Origin of the sequence: Spiroplasma endosymbiont of Nebria brevicollis, assembly GCF_964030895.1 — a bacterium.
In the GTDB taxonomy this organism is placed as follows: domain Bacteria; phylum Bacillota_I; class Bacilli_A; order Mycoplasmatales; family VBWQ01; genus Spiroplasma_E.
Map to the genome: position 1 here is coordinate 85,496 of NZ_OZ034986.1, position 17,768 is coordinate 103,263.

At 27.9% G+C, this 17,768-nt stretch carries 19 protein-coding genes; 15 read left to right on the plus strand and 4 right to left on the minus strand.

From position 1 onward, the window contains the following. Positions 1–34: 34 nt before the first annotated feature. Positions 35–265 (minus strand): helix-turn-helix domain-containing protein, encoded by a 231-nt coding sequence (locus AAHM98_RS00510; RefSeq protein ID WP_342276572.1) that lies wholly within the window; start codon positions 263–265, stop codon positions 35–37. A gap of 195 nt (positions 266–460) precedes the next feature. Here AAHM98_RS00510 and AAHM98_RS00515 point away from each other — a divergent pair, with 195 nt between their 5' ends. The 7 genes from AAHM98_RS00515 to AAHM98_RS00540 all read left to right on the plus strand — a co-directional run bounded on the left by AAHM98_RS00515 (position 461) and on the right by AAHM98_RS00540 (position 3,026). After that, positions 461–604, plus strand: a complete 144-nt coding sequence (locus AAHM98_RS00515; RefSeq protein WP_342276573.1) for a hypothetical protein — start codon at positions 461–463, stop codon at positions 602–604. Between the two features lie 186 nt (positions 605–790). After that, complete coding sequence (locus AAHM98_RS08980; RefSeq protein WP_425289589.1) at positions 791–913, plus strand: ATPase/DNA packaging protein; 123 nt, start codon at positions 791–793, stop codon at positions 911–913. After that, positions 891–1,235: an ATP-binding protein gene (locus AAHM98_RS00520; RefSeq protein WP_342277241.1), complete on the plus strand. Its 345-nt coding sequence runs from the start codon at positions 891–893 to the stop codon at positions 1,233–1,235. The genes AAHM98_RS08980 and AAHM98_RS00520 overlap by 23 nt, the downstream gene beginning before the upstream one ends. Before the next feature lie 23 nt (positions 1,236–1,258). After that, complete coding sequence (locus AAHM98_RS00525) at positions 1,259–1,540, plus strand: hypothetical protein (RefSeq protein WP_342276574.1); 282 nt, start codon at positions 1,259–1,261, stop codon at positions 1,538–1,540. Between the two features lie 2 nt (positions 1,541–1,542). Beyond that, a complete protein-coding gene (locus AAHM98_RS00530) occupies positions 1,543–1,668 on the plus strand; it encodes a hypothetical protein (RefSeq protein ID WP_342276575.1) in 126 nt (41 codons plus the stop codon). 387 nt (positions 1,669–2,055) lie between these two features. Next, entirely contained in the window at positions 2,056–2,307 is a 252-nt protein-coding gene (locus AAHM98_RS00535) for a hypothetical protein (protein ID WP_342276576.1), read from the plus strand. A 107-nt stretch (positions 2,308–2,414) separates the two neighbouring features. Next, positions 2,415–3,026, plus strand: a complete 612-nt coding sequence (locus AAHM98_RS00540; protein WP_342276577.1) for a hypothetical protein — start codon at positions 2,415–2,417, stop codon at positions 3,024–3,026. Positions 3,027–3,136: 110 nt separating this feature from the next. On the opposite strand, the gene AAHM98_RS00545 is transcribed toward AAHM98_RS00540, so the two are convergent. Beyond that, positions 3,137–4,126, minus strand: coding sequence for a GMP reductase (locus AAHM98_RS00545; RefSeq protein ID WP_342276578.1), 990 nt, complete (start codon positions 4,124–4,126; stop codon positions 3,137–3,139). A gap of 16 nt (positions 4,127–4,142) precedes the next feature. Beyond that, the gene (pepF, locus tag AAHM98_RS00550) at positions 4,143–5,972 is read right to left on the minus strand and encodes an oligoendopeptidase F (RefSeq protein ID WP_342276579.1); all 1,830 of its coding nucleotides are present in this window, start codon (positions 5,970–5,972) and stop codon (positions 4,143–4,145) included. A gap of 175 nt (positions 5,973–6,147) precedes the next feature. Here pepF and AAHM98_RS00555 point away from each other — a divergent pair, with 175 nt between their 5' ends. Together AAHM98_RS00555 and AAHM98_RS00560 are read left to right on the plus strand one after the other, a co-directional pair. Then, the gene (locus AAHM98_RS00555; RefSeq protein ID WP_342276580.1) at positions 6,148–7,539 is read left to right on the plus strand and encodes a peptidase M17; all 1,392 of its coding nucleotides are present in this window, start codon (positions 6,148–6,150) and stop codon (positions 7,537–7,539) included. A 417-nt stretch (positions 7,540–7,956) separates the two neighbouring features. Beyond that, positions 7,957–8,757 carry a hypothetical protein gene (locus tag AAHM98_RS00560; RefSeq protein ID WP_342276581.1) on the plus strand — a complete coding sequence of 267 codons (801 nt, stop codon included), beginning with the start codon at positions 7,957–7,959 and terminating at the stop codon, positions 8,755–8,757. Positions 8,758–8,870: 113 nt separating this feature from the next. Here AAHM98_RS00560 and AAHM98_RS00565 read toward each other — a convergent pair whose 3' ends face one another. Further along, positions 8,871–9,383 (minus strand): hypothetical protein, encoded by a 513-nt coding sequence (locus tag AAHM98_RS00565; RefSeq protein WP_342276582.1) that lies wholly within the window; start codon positions 9,381–9,383, stop codon positions 8,871–8,873. 83 nt (positions 9,384–9,466) lie between these two features. Between AAHM98_RS00565 and AAHM98_RS00570 the strand changes: the two genes are divergently transcribed. The 6 genes from AAHM98_RS00570 to AAHM98_RS00595 all read left to right on the plus strand — a co-directional run bounded on the left by AAHM98_RS00570 (position 9,467) and on the right by AAHM98_RS00595 (position 17,649). After that, complete coding sequence (locus AAHM98_RS00570; protein ID WP_342276583.1) at positions 9,467–9,883, plus strand: helix-turn-helix transcriptional regulator; 417 nt, start codon at positions 9,467–9,469, stop codon at positions 9,881–9,883. 77 nt (positions 9,884–9,960) lie between these two features. Continuing rightward, positions 9,961–11,298, plus strand: coding sequence for a BMP family ABC transporter substrate-binding protein (locus AAHM98_RS00575; RefSeq protein WP_342276584.1), 1,338 nt, complete (start codon positions 9,961–9,963; stop codon positions 11,296–11,298). Positions 11,299–11,659: 361 nt separating this feature from the next. Continuing rightward, positions 11,660–12,946: a BMP family ABC transporter substrate-binding protein gene (locus AAHM98_RS00580; protein WP_342276585.1), complete on the plus strand. Its 1,287-nt coding sequence runs from the start codon at positions 11,660–11,662 to the stop codon at positions 12,944–12,946. A gap of 65 nt (positions 12,947–13,011) precedes the next feature. Then, positions 13,012–14,541, plus strand: coding sequence for an ABC transporter ATP-binding protein (locus tag AAHM98_RS00585; RefSeq protein WP_425289596.1), 1,530 nt, complete (start codon positions 13,012–13,014; stop codon positions 14,539–14,541). After that, a complete protein-coding gene (locus AAHM98_RS00590; RefSeq protein WP_342276587.1) occupies positions 14,534–16,735 on the plus strand; it encodes an ABC transporter permease subunit in 2,202 nt (733 codons plus the stop codon). Before AAHM98_RS00585 ends, AAHM98_RS00590 begins: the two co-directional genes overlap by 8 nt. Further along, positions 16,735–17,649 carry an ABC transporter permease gene (locus AAHM98_RS00595; protein WP_342276588.1) on the plus strand — a complete coding sequence of 305 codons (915 nt, stop codon included), beginning with the start codon at positions 16,735–16,737 and terminating at the stop codon, positions 17,647–17,649. Before AAHM98_RS00590 ends, AAHM98_RS00595 begins: the two co-directional genes overlap by 1 nt. Positions 17,650–17,768 lie beyond the last annotated feature (119 nt).

The following is a 17,768-nucleotide window of genomic DNA, read 5'->3' on the forward strand; positions in this document are numbered from 1 at the left end:
TCTTGTACAGTTGAAAATAAATCCATTCCTGGTTTTAAGTATTCATTGATAAAATAACTAACTGTTCTGGAGTTTTATCAGCAAGTAGTTTTCTACCAACTTTTTGGACTATTAAACTATCATTACCATATTTTAAATAATTATTTTTAATTTGAGTAATTGCTTGTTGAGTAACTCCAAATCGTTCAGCAATTATCCTAGTTTTATAGTTATCTTTTATTAATTTGATTATTTCTTCTTTTGATTCAGTTGTTAATCTTGGCATTCGTTATTCCTCCTATAATGAAATTTATTATAACTTTAATTTTAAAAAATGAAAGTTAGTTTTTCTTTTCATTTTTAACTCAGGAATTAAGTTAACAATGGGTATTAATTAAAATAAGTTTAATAGAAATCATAATGTATATTTTTAAAGTTATAATATATAATTATATATAAGAATTTTGAAGGAAGTGTAAATATGAATAAAGATGAATTAGCATTTTCAATTATCAAAGAAATGATCGATATTTATAAAATAGATAAAAATGAAAAGTTAATACCAATGATAAAAAAAAATATGCGGATTTTCTATATAAAGAAGGTAGTGTTACTATTTCGATAGAAATATATGATTTGTTAGGAATAAATAAACAGAATATTAAAACAGCAAGTAATAGTGTTAAAAGGGTAGAAGACTTAGACATTTTAGAATATTATAATTTTATTTTTGAGGAAGATGATTATATCGGATCCTTTAACAGAATATTCCAATAATATAGTAGTTTTTTTAAAGAAAAATCAAAAAGTTATGACAAAGACCTTTAAAATGTTTATATTAGGTAGACCAGGAACAGGAAAAACCACTTATGTTAAATATTTAGCAAAAAAGGTTCATTACCAATATATATATATATATAGCAAAGGCATCTAAAATAGTTTCGTCTTATCTTGGAGATACTCAAAAAAACATAGATTTATTATTGAAAGATATACAAAAAATAAATTCTCAAGGTATTATTTTAATTGATGAAATTGATTCTTTTTTAGGAAATAGATCTAATACTTTGAATGATGAATACAAAAGGATGATTGGTAGTTTTAATATTATGATGGATTCTATTCCTATAGGTACCTCAACCTCAATTATAGCGATCACGAATTATACAGATTATATTGATGAGGCTATTATTAGAAGATTTAACGTTCACATAGAATTAAATAATGTTGAAAGAACTAATTTTATAAAGTATTAATAAGTAAAATTGAAAAAAATAATATGCAAATAGATTATGGTATTATAAATAAAATTATTGATTATTATAATGAAAAGTTTGAAAGTATTGCTACATATTCTATGATAGAAAATATAATAGATAGTAATATTTTTCTAGGTGAAAATCTTTATAAAAATTTAATATCACAATTGTCGAAAAAACCATTTAAAGAAATTAATGAAAAACTTCTTATTGATTTTAAATTAAATATTTCTGAAATAAGTAAAATTTTAGAAAAAGATAGAAGAACAGTTAAAAATCATATTTCTAAGGAGTTAAGTTAGTTATGAAAAATATCTTTAAATTAAAAAATATCAATACTATAAGTCCACTTTACAGTAGTGGATTTAGTACACCACATTTTAGAGACATTAAAACTAGTATAGATTTTTATAAAAGAATTAAAAATTAATTATCCAGTATGTTAAAAAAAATATTGAAAATTATGGAGATATTCCAAAATTTCAAATAGGAGTTATAGATTCATGAGCAGATTTATCAAATTCATTTCCAAATTTTACACATGGAACCCAAGTTTGTTCTGTTGTTGCTGGGAATGATATATTTAATAATGAAATTTATAAAGATGGACTTGGTTTATTTAGAGTAAAACATTTTGGAATCATTCCGAATGATAAAATTAATTTAACAAGTTTTATAAGACAGTTAGAACAAATAATAAAAGACAATAAGCAAATAGAAATATGAAATCTTTCAATTGAAATTGAAGAAACTCCAAAAAATAGAAGTAGCAGAATTTCAGAATTGGGTAGACAACTAGATAGAATTCAAAAAGAAAATGAAATTCTCATTATTGTCTTTAAGTGTTGGTTCTTTATTTAGAAATAGTGAAAATAAAATAATAAAGTCCTCATATTCTGGTGATTGTAAAATTTTTAATATTTTTGATAAACCAAATATTTTTGACTTTGGTAATGACATACGATTAAATTCTGATGATGATTTTACATCATGAGTAATTGATGATAAAAATGGTTTTTTAGGAAAATGAGAAGATGGGACTTCATATGCTTGCGCCCTTAGTAACTAGTTTAAAACACAAATATGGAATGCCTATTAATACAATAAAAGCCTATATTAATTTAGAAAATATAATAAATTCTAAATTTAATTCTCAACAAGTAACAAACGTACTAAATGAAGAAAGAAGGTAAAATTATTTTAACTGTCTTTTTCTTTCCTGGACTGATCTCTCCCTCTTCAAATAAAATAATTTTACCTTTTGATGAAATACCTAAAAGCAATAAAAATTATCGAAGTTTTCTTCTTGTTAGTTCTGTATCATATATGACTAATACGAATATAAATGTTGGTGATGAATATTCTAGTACAGACATAAGTGTAAAAGTTAGAGCAAAAGTTTACAAAAGTAATGGTGAAATAGGAAATAAAAATTGCTTAGAAAATTCATCCAACAGTAAAAAAGTTTCTACAAAATCACAACAAACGCAACATGAGCTTATTGAAAATTTTAAAAAATATAATCCTAATAAAGTTTTAATAGATAAAAATGATTATCTAAACAAGAAAAAAAACATAACTCAACCTTTTAATTTAGCAGATAATGAGTTAGAAATATCTATAGAATGTACTGATCTTTTTGCAAGTAAAGGAAAAATAAAATATGGGATTGTTATATATGTTTATGAAATAGTAAATAATTCGTTGCACAGTTTTTTACTAAATAATGAAAAAGTTGTTGAAAAAATTACAAATCAAGAGAAAATTAGAGAAAGAATGAAATATTAAGTAACAGTTATTTTAACACTAATTAATTGATATCAAATAATATGTTAATTATATTAAATAAAGCAAAATGTTAGATTATCTCTAACATTTTTTATATATTAATCTTTAGTTTAACGGTCATCACCATTATTAATCGTACCTTTAACAATGACATAATCACATTTAGTTAAAGCAGATAAATCTTTACCACCAGCATAAGAAATAGCTGATTGCAAGTCTTCTTCAATTTCTTTATATGTAGCAGCAATACTTCCTTTGTAAGGGACTAAGATTTTTTTCCCTTCAATATTAGTTGCTTCAACTTTATTAAAAATACTTGCTGAACCAAAATATTCTTTGTATTCATTACCGTTTTCTTTAATAATCTTACCAGGCGTTTCATCATAACCTGCTAAGATACTACCGGCCATAATCATAGTTGCTCCAAAGGCAATGGCTTTAGCAATGTCACCATTACATCTAATCCCTCCATCAGCAATTAATGGTTTAGTAGCGCTACTTGCTACGTCTTGTAATGCATTTAATTGTCAACCACCAGTTCCAAAACCCGTTTTTAATTTAGTGATACAAGCTTTACCAGGACCAACACCAAATTTAATGGCATCAGCTCCTCATTTTTCTAAATCTTTAACAGCTTCTTTAGTCATAATATTTCCAGCAATAATAAATGGTTTAGTTTTTGTTTTAGCAAAAGTGGTTTTAATAAATTTAATCATTCCTTCCATAGCATCACTATGCCCGTGGGCAATATCAATGGTAATGAATTCAGGAATTGTATCTAGTTTCTTAAACTCTGCTAGTAAGATACGGTCTTCATTTTTAACACCAATACTAATAGAAGCATATAGTCCTTTTTCATGCATCATTTTTACAAATTTAACTTGGTCAATATCAAAACGATGCATTACGTAAAAGTAATTATTTTTAGCTAATCATACACATAATTTTTCATCAATTACAGCACTCATATTGGCAGGAATAATGGGAACTTTAAAAGTAAATCCATTAAGTTTTACACTAGTATTGCATTCTTTACGTGATTTAACAGTTCCCTTTTTAGCAATTAGATTTATATCTTCAAAATCAAATTTTACAGTCATTTTTTGTTCTCCTTGGTTATTTATTAATTAAATTTCCTAATTGTTCAATCATATTTTTTAAATTATTAACTAATGGATTATAAACATTAATTTGCGTTAAGTCAACCCCTGCATCTTTTAAAATATCTAAGGGATATTTGCTTGCTCCTGCTTTTAAGAAATTAATTAGATTTTCTTTTTTTCCTTGTTTAATGTCTTCATACAATTTGTAAGATACAGTAATTGAAGTAGCGTATTTATAAACATAGTATGGTGATTGGAAGAAATGTAAAATACGTGGTCATGAATATGATTTACTTTTTTCGTCAGCTTTATCTAATACTTTTTGTCCATATTTATTACTTGTCGTTTCATATAGGTCAGCTAAGATATCAGCATCTAATGGTGTTTCTGCTTCAACTAATTGATGAGCTTTTCATTCAAATTCAGCAAACTGGATTTGACGGAAGAAAGTACCAATTACTGTTTCAATATGACTTTGTAATAAGTAAATACGTTCTTGGTCATCAGTGGCTTTATTGTATAAATAATCAAATGATAAGTGTTCATTAACAGTTGATGCTACTTCTGCTAAAATAATTGGATAGTTGGCATTAGGATATTCTTGATATTTTTCTGAGAATAAAGTATGAACTGAATGTCCAAGTTCATGAGCTAAAGTATTTAGTGAGTTAAGGGTATCATCTCAGTTCATTAAGATAATCGGTTCGACACCACTACCACCTGTTGAGTATGCACCAACACGTTTGTTAGTATCTTCGTAGTAATCAATTCTTCCTGGAAGAAGTGCTAAATCTAATTGTTCTAGATATTCGTCACCTAAAACAGCAAGAATTTCTTTTACACTAGCAATTCCTTCTTCAACGGTAATTTTTTTAGTAGGCATAGTTGTCATTTTTAAACTTGTGTCAGTACCATAGAATTTTTTTAGTTTAAAGAACTTGCGTTTTAAATCATAAAATTGTTCTACTAAGATGGCATGTTTTTGTCCTGCTTTAATTAGGTTTTCATACAATACTAATGGTACATCATCACCTAGTAAACTTTGTTCTAAAGTTGTTAAGTGTTTTTTCTTATCAGGTTCTTTATCATTATTACGAATTTTGATTTCTTCGACAGCGACTTCTAAAATACTTTCATAGATTTGGGCAAGGGAGTGTTTTTTATTTTTAATGTCTTCAGTGAATTTCTTAGCCATTTCAATTCTTACTTGTTGGTCTTTAACAGGATCGCTATTTTCTAAGATATCTAAGTATAAAGTTTGTGTTAATTCTTGTTCTTTATCGTGGTAGTTAAACATTACTTTTTCTTTATCTGCATAAACTAAAGTATCATATAATCCCCCAGCAGCGCTTCGTGATTTGCTAACTTTACTAAGTAAAGTTTCATCATGTTCTGATAAAATAAAACGTTCAAATTTAAAGAATACTTCCATATCATGAGCATAGACTTTTAATTGTGGCTCTTTAGCAATTCATCCTTTAATAGTTTTTGGCCCAATGGCTTTGATTTCTGGTTCAATTCATGCTAATTTTTCAGAAATTTTACTTTGTTGAATTCCAAATAAACTAGATAATTGTTGGTATTCTAAATTAGTTGTGTCTAGGTTACCATAGTGTAAATACTGCACTACTTTAGAACCTAGGATTGACATTTCTTTACCAATAGTTAAATACTTTTTAAAATTATTAATGTTATTTAATTTACCTTTTAAAGTTAAAATTTGGTCAGCAAACTTATCAAATTGTGGTAAAGCTTTTTTTCAAGCATCGTTATTAGCAAATAAGTGAGTAAAATCTCAACAATATTTTTCTTTATCTTTTTCATTTAATTGTGAACGCTTCATATTTTTTGCTCCATTCTGTGTTAATATTACAATACATTAATAATAACAATAATATTAACTGATTACTTATTTTTCAGAAATATCTATTAATAAATTGGATAAAGATAAATAAAAAGGACGTAAAGGAAATATATTGTGATTACTTTGATAATTAAAATATTTAGGAGTGAAATAGATGGCAAAAAACAGTTTACTACAAATTAGTAGTAAAGCAAAACTAACATTAAAATTAACAGCAGTATTTGCTGATAAAGTACCCCATGAATTAATTGTTAAACAAAAAAAGAAATTAACATTAATTTCAGAAACTAAAACTTATTATTTATATTTGGGTGAAAGTAAAGAATTAACTCGTAACGATGTTTATGATTTCTTTTTATGTTTTAGTAGCACTAACACTCAAGATTTAGACATTGACATTAAATCATTTGTAACATCAAATCTTGATGAAAGTGTTTTATTACAAACTATTTATGAAGCATTATGATTTGGCACTGCAGAAGAATATACTTTGAAAACCAAAAAATCAGAAACAAAAAAAGTTAAATACAATGTTATTTCAACAGCAAGTTTCCCAACTTATACTTCACAAGAACAAGTAGATACTCTTGGTGCAAGTATTAACTTAGCACGTAATCTGCAAGATATGCCGCCTAATGTTTTATACCCTGAAGTATTTGCTAAACACATTCTTGATGCTGCTAAAGGAATTAAAAACTTAACAGTTAAAGTCTTAGGGCAAAAAGAAATTACTGACTTAAAAATGAATTTATTATTAGCAGTTAATGCTGGTAGTCATTTTGATGCTAAAGTTGTAGTTTTAGAATATAAAGGTAACCCCCAACATGCTGATGATATTTTAGGGTTAGTTGGTAAAGGTATTACTTTTGATAGTGGTGGATATTCATTAAAACCTTCATCTGCTATGAAAGGTATGAAGTTTGATATGTCAGGTGCCGCCTCTGTTTGTAATGCAGCGATTGCTGGCGCTAAATTAGGATTAAAATTGAACTTTATCGCAGTTGCTTGTTTAACTGAAAATAAAATTGGTGGCCATGCTACTTTAGTAGAAACTATTTTTGCTTCAATGAATGGTAAAACCGTCGAAATTAATAATACTGATGCCGAAGGACGTTTAGTCTTAGCAGATGGTATGACTTATGCTTTACAAAAAGGAAAAGCTAACCGTATTATTGAATTATCAACACTAACTGGTGCTATGTTAGTAGCATTGGGTAGTTATATGACTGGCACTTTTGCCACTGATGATAAATTATTTAATGATTTTAATTTAGCTTCTAAACAATCTAATGAAGAAATTTGACGTATGCCAATTCACCAACAAAATTTTTTGAACATGCGTTCATCTAAATTAGCTGACTTAAGTAATATATCAAAAGACCCATATGGTGGTTCATCAAATGCAGCTGCATTTTTAGTTGAATTTGCTGAAGATAAACCTTTCTTACATTTAGATATTGCTGGAACTGCTTATAAAAATGATCGTGGTAAGGGTGTATTAATTAAATCATTAGTACAATATATGAAAAACTATAGTGCTAAATAATTAAATTTGTAAGGTTTTTTCACAATAAACTTTGTTTATTTAGGCTGTTAAATGTTAAACATTATAATTAATGAAACAGTAATTGTTTCAAGTGTTACTGTCTACTTTACTTGACAAGTTCATATTTCAATACTTTTTATTCTAAATAAAAATAAATTATTATTTCAATATATGATGAATTTTCTTTAATTCCTTTGAATTGTGAATATGTTTATGGTTAGTTTCTAATAATTCAATATTAAACACTTTTTTAGAACATTATGAATATATTATATAAAGTTAATAAATGTATGTATAATACAAATAAAAAATTAAATATGGTTTTTAATCCATTATTTTTTTAAGAAAGTAATAGATTTTTTTATTTTCAAAAGAAGATAGTTAGTGAAAGAGAGACCAGTAAATGGAGGAAAAGGATTGTTAGAAAAAATGTCAAATAAAATACTAGAATTGTATAAAAAAATAACTGCAAAAGCAAATGCAATATTAAAATTAAGTAAACAATTAAAAGAAAAATTAGATGAAGTAGAAATTGAAATAAAACCATTGAATAAACAACTAGTAGTATTAACAACTAAAATGGGAAAGTTAAATAAACAATTAGAAGAACAAGAAACTAAAATAGAAAAATTAAAGCAGAAAATAATAGTTCAAATAGCATCTAAAAAAGTAACTGAAATGCAAATATTAATTCAACAAATAACTGAAATAGCAATTGAGAAAGTAACTAAAACAATAGAATTATATGAAAAACTTGAAGTATTAGAAATTAGAAAAGGAATTCTAAAAAAACCATTGAATAAACAACTAAAAATATTAAATGCTGAAAAACTAAAATTAAAGAAACAAGGTAAAAAAGTAACTGAATTAGAAACTAATTATAAAAATAAAGTGAAAGCTGAACAAGAAATAGTTACAATAACAACCCAACAAAAAGCATTAAAGCAAGAATTGGAAAAATTAGACACTCAACAAGTAACTAAAATGATACGATTATTAGAACAATTAGTTTCTAATTCAGTTAATTCAAATGAACAACAAGTAAAGTTAAAGCAAGAAACAATTGCAACAGCAACTGAAATTTTAGAAATAAACAAAAAATTAAGATGTAGAGTAATTAATTCAGTTAAAAATAAAGTAAAGTTAGCACAAGAAATAGTTACAATAACAACTCAACAAGAAGTATTAAAGCAAGAAATAATGAGGCTTTCCAATTAACTGTGTAAGTTAATTTTACAAAATTATTGTTGAAAATAGGTAAGAGAAATAGGAGAATGCTTTGATTTTTTGATATCTGTTTTTCCCCAACCTAAACATTAAGGAGTTGAAATTTATTTTTTATCTATTCATTTACTTCATGGTAATGATGAATGATTTAAAGTGTAAGCCATTAATTGACGATGTAAAATCATCATGATTAAATTAAATGATGTTAAAACTATTAATTTTCATAATTGTTGATTTAATGTATCAAAATAATCAAGTTTAATATTATAAACAGCACCATTTATTAACATAAACAAAGCATTTGAAATAAAAAATATTAACCATCCAAATCCAAATAAAATTAGTAAGTATCGATAAAGTTTAGTTTCATATGTACTACCTGTGGTTTTAATTTGATAAACAGTTTCATAAGTGTAGATGCTAACTGAAAATCCAAACATAATTAATAACATTAAACTATTAATTCCTACAATTACTAAAATATTAATTAATTTATCATCAACAGAATTTATTAAAATTCCTGCTATTATCACAAATATAATTTGACTAAATAGTCATAGCATACTGATTGCGAAAAAGCATTTTTTCCCTCAATATTTTATTAATTCATTCTTCATTTATATCACCACTTTAATTTTATTATATTTTTATACAAAAAAAGAATAAAATTGTTGTTTTCTTATTTTTTTATAACATAATAATGTTTGGGAATGACATATATAATGAAATGAAAAGAATAGGGGCAATGAAATTGGCTATCGAAATAGAAATTAGACGTATGCGTCTACGACATGGATGAACACAAGCGTATTTAGGGAATCTTGTTGGTGTTCGTCAAGCAACAATTAGTAGAATTGAAAGCAATGTTGGATGTTCTTCATGAGGAATAATCAGTAAAATATTAATTGCCTTATCAGTTGAAATGAAAGATATTAAAGGATTTACTCATAACTTTGTTTTAAAAGAAAGTGATTTTGAGTTATTTATTAAATTATTAATGGCAAACACTCATCTGAAAACAAGTATCTTATACAATCCCATTCATTGTGCACGTGTTATTATTGATGCTCATAATGCAGGTATTATAAGTTTTGATGGCAAATATGCTAAAAAATAAATATTTTACCTTGTAAAAAGTTTTATTAAGTATTAGTATTTTTATATATTAAGACTTTTTAAACTAAGGAGTGGGTTATGAAAACGTTTTTAAGAGTAGCAAGTGCAACACTACTAATTAGTAGTTCAACAGCAGGTTTAACTGGTTGTAGTATTTCTAGTATTGGTGATGTCTGAATTATTACTGATGGTGGTGATTTATTTGATAAAGCTTTTAATCAACAAGTGTTAGAAGGAGCACAAGAATTTACCGATAACTTTAATAAGAATCGTACGATAATTGGTAAATTTCCAGGAGATGAAATTTGACAAAGTCAAAAAATGCGCTGTCGCTGAATTATTTCTCGTGATAATGATGTTTCAACTTTACAAAACAATTACAATTTAGCAGCGTTTGCGGGTGCTAAAACGATTGTTTTGGCAGGATTTCACCACTTAGAAGCATTAACACCAAAAATTCAAAATTTTTATAAAGCATTAGGGATTAGATTTATTTTGGTAGATGCACAATTAGAGAATCCTATTGATGTAGCAAGTTTAACTTATTCAGCTGAACAATCAGGTTTTCTAGCAGGCTTAGCAGGTGCTATTTGATTAGTAGCAAATCATGAAGCATATGATAGTAATGGTCTAAAAATGTCAACATTTGGGGGCTTGCCAGCACAAACCATAGTTAGTTATATGATGGGATATTATTGAGGTGTTTATTACTTTAATAATTTCCGCACTAATAATGACTTATTAAAGATGGTTAATGATCTTAGACCTAACACTAACCCTATGTCTTCATCTGATTTTACTTCTAAATATAAAATTAGTTTTGATAAAATTGCTAAACAGTTTACAGGTGGTTTTGAATCAGGGACTAAAGATTCTAAATCTATTACTTCACAATTAATTGATGGTAACCGTGAAGATATTGTCATGCCCGTAGCAGGGGCACAAACCATTGACTTACTATCAACAATTAAAAATTCAAGTATTAACCGTAATGCTAAAGTAATTGGTGTTGACGTTGACCAAACTAAACAATATGATTATGCTAAAAATACGTTTCTTACTTCAGCGCTAAAAGGGATTCATGCCTCAGTTAGCAATTGATTATGATATGCATTTAATTTAAACTATGATAAGAGTGTTGTACAACCACTGAACGACGCTAGCAAATATTTTGATGGTACAAAACCTCAAGTATCATTAGGCAAAGGATACACAGGAATCTCTGACAATGATGCTATTAATCTTATTTATCAAAATTTAGTTAGTGCATCATATGAATTATTAGCACAGAAAGTAACTGCTGCTTTTAATATTCTATCAAATGATTTAGCCACAAATTCAAGTTCAAGTAAATGAGAAGATGCTTGACAAACAAAAATTGATGATAAAGAACTAAAATATAAACCAAAGTTTTAATAAAAATTTAAAAATATTATTAAATTTGTTGAATTTTTATTAGATTAAGATTACTATTTAATTAGTGGTAGAGTATAGAGTTACCATTTACAGGAGTAGAACAGTGTTTTTGATAAGTAATAATAAAAAAAGAATATTAATTAGTAGTTTTTTGAATTACAAGTTATTCCCCTTTACTTGTTTTACATCAATTAAAATGGATAACAAGAATCTTGAACATACTAATACTAGTATCTTACTACCAACATGTATAGTCAACACTAATTTGGTTAATTCTAAAAGAAAGTAATGTTTTTGCTTTCTTTTTTTTAATTTTTTTTTATAAATAGTAATTATAATTAAAAAGGAGGATTGGAATAAAATGCGTAAAATCTTTTTTTCATTAAGTGCTTTGGCATTATCAGCAATGTCTATCTTGCCCATTGTTGCATGTCAAAATCAGTTCAATGATCCTAGTGTTTATCGAATAACAGTAGTAACTGATGGTCATACTATTACCGATCATTCATTTAATGAGTCTTCATACAATGGTGCTATGCAGTTTAAAAAAGAATTTTATGTTTGAAGTCATACTATCTATGTAGATCCTTTTTATAAAGATAAGAGAGTTGAAGTTTCATGAGATAATCCTCAATTAACAACTTTGGATAACTTAATGACATCTTACAATAAAGCAGTATTTATTAATAGTAAGGTTGTTATTGCATCGGGATTCTTGCATCATGATGCGTTAGTTAAATCACAAAATGGTGTTTTAAAGCATCAAACTAAATTCGTTTTTGTTGATGGTGACACACCTAATAGTGAAGTGCCAAAAGCAAATAAACAATTAGCAGGTTTGCTATATAAATCTGAACAATCAGGTTTTTTAGCAGGTTTAGCAGGTGCTATTTGATTAGCAGCAAATCATGAGTCATATGGCAATGATTTAAAAATGTCAACTTATGGTGGTGCAGACATTTCAGCAGTTACTAATTATATGTATGGTTATTATTGAGCTATTAAGTTATTTAATGATAAGACCAATCCCTTAAAAACTAAGTTGTTAGATTGAGTAAAAATTTTAAACCCCCAATTTAGTTTATCGACATTACCAAATATTGATTTTGTTACTTCTGGTAACCAATTCAGCGGTAATTTTACCCAAGGTTCAGACAGTTCTCGTGGAATTAATGATTCATTAGTTAGACAAGGCGCCGATATTATCTTTCCAGTGGCAGGTCCACAAACAGAAGACACATTAGCAGCATTGAAATCTGGTAATGGTAAAATTATTGGTGTTGATACAGATCAACAAGCACAATATCCGAAATCAGCTGATCGTTTTATTACATCTGCGCAAAAAGATATTGTTAGTTCTGTTGATTTGATGTTGTGAAGATCAGTTGATAGAACTAATGAATCACCAATCCATCCATCTGACCCCGAAGCACAAAAAACTTTTACTGATAATGCTATTTACAATGGTGGCCCTGGATTTACCGGATTAGCTGCTAACAAAGCGATCAAAGATATTTATACACCACTTACTACTGATTCTGAAGTCTCAGTATTACTTAACAAAGTATCTGTCGGTTGACAAAAAGTTCTAAATCTCCAAAAAGATTTTTGAGCCAACGGTATTAAACCAACATCAAATCCATTTTAGTAACGAAAGAGGTGATGAGAGTGAACACAAATATTGATAAAATAGAAGCACAATATGCTGTTGAAATGGAAGGCATTACAAAAGTCTTTTTAGGAACAATTGTTGCTAATAAGGATATTTTTTTAAAAATTAAAAAAGGTGAAATCCATGCCTTAGTTGGTGAAAATGGGGCTGGTAAATCAACTTTAATGTCAATCTTATTTGGTTTATACCAACCAACCAAAGGTTTAATTAAAATAAATGGTAAAGAAGTAGTAATTTCTGGACCCATTCGGGCTGGTGAATTAGGAATTGGAATGGTTCACCAACATTTTAAATTAGTTGATAACTTTACGATTGTTCAAAATATTATCTTAGGTAGTGAACCAATTTCTAAATGACAGTGAATTAATTACAAACATGCCAAAGCTAAAATAAAAGCTATTTCCGAAAGATATAAATTAGAAATCAAACCTAATTTAAAAATTGCAAATGCTAGTGTTGGTATGCAACAACGTGTTGAAATCTTAAAAGTACTTTACCGTGGTGCTGACATTATTGTTCTTGATGAACCAACTGCTGTATTAACACCCCAAGAAATCACTAGTTTACTAGCAATTATTGAAGAACTAAAACGTGATGGTAAAACAATTATTTTTATTAGTCACAAATTAGAAGAAGTTAAACATGTTGCTGATAGTGTCACAGTAATTAGATTAGGACAAGTGGTAGAAAACTTTCTTGCTGCAACTAAAACCAAAGAAGAAATCGCTACCTTAATGGTGGGACGAGACTTAGTTGAAGTAAAAAATCCTGGTGGTAATGAATTAGGTGAGGTTGCTTTAAAAGTTAATAATTTATTTGTTCGTAAAATTGGCAACAAAAAAATTATGGGACTTTCTGATTTTAATCTAGAAGTTAAAGCTGGCGAAATTGTGGCGATTGCTGGAGTAGAAGGCAATGGTCAAACTGAATTAATTTCTACTATTACTGGTTTAATCAAAACAGAAAAAGGTCAGATTTTCTTTGGTAATAAAAATATGACTCATGCTTCTATTCAAAATTTGTATAAACATGGTTTAAGTCATATCCCTGAAGACCGTCATAAATATGGATTAGTGCTAGAATATAATATTATTGACAATATGGTATTACAAAACATTAGTCAATATCCATTTTCTAAATGTGGTTTAATTCGTAGTAAAGCTATTCAATATTATGCACAAGGTATTATTCAAACATATGATGTTCGTGGTAGCAAAAGTGGTTTTGCGCTAGCGCGTGGTCTATCAGGTGGTAACCAACAAAAAGCAGTTGTGGGTCGTGAACTAACACGAAAACATAAAATCTTAGTTGTGGCACAACCAACTAGAGGATTAGACATTGGTGCTATTGAATACATTCATGGTCGTATCTTAGAAGAAAAAACCCGTGGTAACGCTGTGTTATTAATTTCATATGAACTATCAGAAGTTATGTCATTAGCAGATAGAATCGTTGTTTTACATGCTGGTAAAATTACGGGTAATGTAAATGCTAAAAATGTGCTCCGTGAATCACTTGGATTAATGATGGCAGGACAAACCTTAGAGAAAGGAGAAACTAAAAATGCTTAATCAAAAAACATGATTTTTGAAACGTCGTAGTCTGCTTTACATCGGATCAAGTGAAATGCAGTCTAGCGTTAGTAAATTTAAAGGTTCCATCTTTGCCATTCTTTTTGGATTAATTATTGCTTGTTTTGTAATAATTGGTTCAGGACAAAATGCTATAACTTATTTTCAATTATTATTAACATATGCTTTTACGAGTTGACCCGCTAATAATTGAGATAATACATTAGTATGATGAGCAGTATACATTGTGGCAGGACTTGCCTTAGTAGTGTCGTTTCGTTCGGGAATGTTTAACATTGGAGTGGCAGGACAAATGCTAGCAGCAGGAGCGGTTGTAATTACAATTGGAGTTCGTTATGACTTATCACAACCAGTTGCTATTATTTTTGCCCTTGGTGCTGGTATCTTAACTGCTATTTCTGTCGCCTTACTGACAGCACTATTGAAAGTGTTCTTCAATGTACACGAAGTTGTAACGTCAATTTTATTAAACTGAACAATTTGATATTTAGTTAAATGATTGTTCAAACGTAGTAGTGATTTATATGATTCAAGTCATGGCACAACGGCGACTATTCATGAGCATATGAGTATGAGTATTGGTGGATATAATTGTATTTTACCGTTATTAATAGCAGGAATTTTAGTTATTACAATTTGATTTTTGTTAAAGAAAACAACGCTCGGATATAAAGTACGAACAGTAGGATTAAATCCCTTTGCTGCTGACTATGGTGGTATTAATCGTAAACGTTATTGTGTTACATCATTCGTTATTTCTGGAGCGTTAGCTGGTGTGATGGCAGTTATCTACTATGTGGCTAAAAATCCTTCAATTAGTTTTTTAACTGATGATTTACCAACTATTGGTTTTGATAGTATTGCTGTTGCATTAGTAGGACAAATTAATGCCTTTGGTGTTGTTGGTGCTGCTTTCTTATGAGGTTTAATTAAGAGTGGTGGTTCAATTGGAACTGTATTAACTTTACCAACAGCAACTGGTGATATTATCTTTGGTGTTATTATTTATTCTGCAGCTTGTGCAGTATTGTTAGCACGATTAGAACCATTAAAATTCATAATTCGTTATTGCAATATTGTCTTTAGCAAAGATAAACGGAAAACTGTTAACGGTTATATTGGCAAGATGTATCAATTATTTGTTAATACCTTTAAAATTAAAAAAGAATATAATCTGCAAATTAAAGCCATGAAAGTTAAAATAAATCAGGAAAATCAATTTGCCATTGAAACCTTAAAAAAAGAAAATTATCAAATTCTGGTTAAACAACAAAAAAATAAAACAGAAATCGAAAACCAAATTCAACAATTAAAACAACAATACGCAAGTGAAATTAATAAATTATCAAAAGTTTCTTTTAAACTTGAAATTGCTAATTTAACAACTAAATACAATGTTGAAAATGAAAAACTTGTAAAAGCAAAACAACAAGCATTATTAACTATTAAAAAAACAAAACAACAACTAAGAAAAAATATTTTACAACAAAAGAATATTGTTAATCAGGATTTACAAGACTTAATAAATGCTAAAAATGATAAAGTTGGTATAAGTTGAGCTCAAATGCAACAAGAAAAAAAAGCCTTAAATTATTATATGCACAAACAATATAATGCTATTTGAAAAAAAGGTAAAATTGGAAATTGAAATAATATTCAAAACCAAAAAAAAGCAATTTATGGTGAAAGTTTAAATAGTTATATTAGTGAAAAAATTACATATGAAAATGTTGTTTATAATTACAAATTAGAATTAATTCGTGAACTAACTTTACTAAAACAACAAAAAAATGTTTTAAAAAAATCACGAACTAAAGATTTAGTTCAAGCATATAAATGACAATTAAATCTTGATAAAAAACAATTGCAAAAAACAATTGCACCATTACTTAAAGATAAGACTTCACAAAGTAAATTGGAAATTAAAAATTTAAATAACCAATTTAATGCCAAAGTGCAAGCTGATCGTAAAACATTGCATGATACTATTCATATTTTGAAACATAAAAAGATTTCTCCTATTAATAGCAGTATTACAACTTTAAACCAACAATTTACGAAAAAATTAGCATTTGAAAAAGATGTCTTTCAACAAAAATTCAGTGCATTATTAGAACAAGAAACAAAAACAATTATGCAAATTAAAACCCAAAAATTAGGAGGTGACAATTAATGGATGCACTTAGTATAATTATTCAGCACTCTAGTTTAATCTTTGTGGTGTTAGTATTGGGAGCACTATCAGGTTTAATCTCAGAGCGTGCTGGAGTTGTTAACATTGGAATTGAAGGAATGATGATTATTGGTGCATTAGCGTTTGCTTCTTTCGGTAAAAATATTGGCTCATCATGAGGAAATTGATCACAAATCATTGCGTTCTTAATAGCAGGAATTGCTGGGATGTCATTTGCCATCTTTCATGCATTTGCTTGTGTGACACTGAAATCAGATCAAATTATTTCTGGGGTTGCTATTAATATTCTAGCAGCAGCGATTGCCGTCTTTGTTGTACAATTACCAGGTAATAATGGTTTTATTGCTATTCCCTATACATTACCAAAAATTGGTACTACTGAATTCTTTAATTTATATTTATTTTTAGCAATTATTATTCTAGTGGCAGTGGCAATTATTTTAAAACATACAAAATGAGGATTACGTCATATTGCCACTGGTGAAAATCCTAATGCTGCTGATGCTGCAGGTATTAATGTTATTAAAAGACGTTACATTGCTGTTTTAATTTCAGGATTTTTAGCTGGAATTGCCGGTGGTGTCTTTACAATGTATGCCAGTCAAACTTTCCGTGGCACGGTTGGTGGTAATGGCTTTATTGCTTTAGCGATTCTAATATTTGGTCAATGACGAGTGCCATTAATTACGATTGGTGCTGCTTTATTTGCCATTGTTGAAACAACAGGTTCTCGTATTCCATATTTACCAGATATTGCACCATGAGTTTCTAATAATGCTGATTTATGAAGCGTGTTACCATTTGTAACATCATTGTTAGTATTAGTATTTACATCACGATGAAGTAAAACCCCTAAGGCATTAGGAATACCATTTAATAAATCCAAACGATAGGATAAAAATAATTAGTATATAAGCGAGAATCACCTCAGGTTTTGAGGTGATTCTTTCATTTTTTTATCAGAATTTTATTATTTTTTTCAAATTTAACACCTAATATAGGATATAATTAA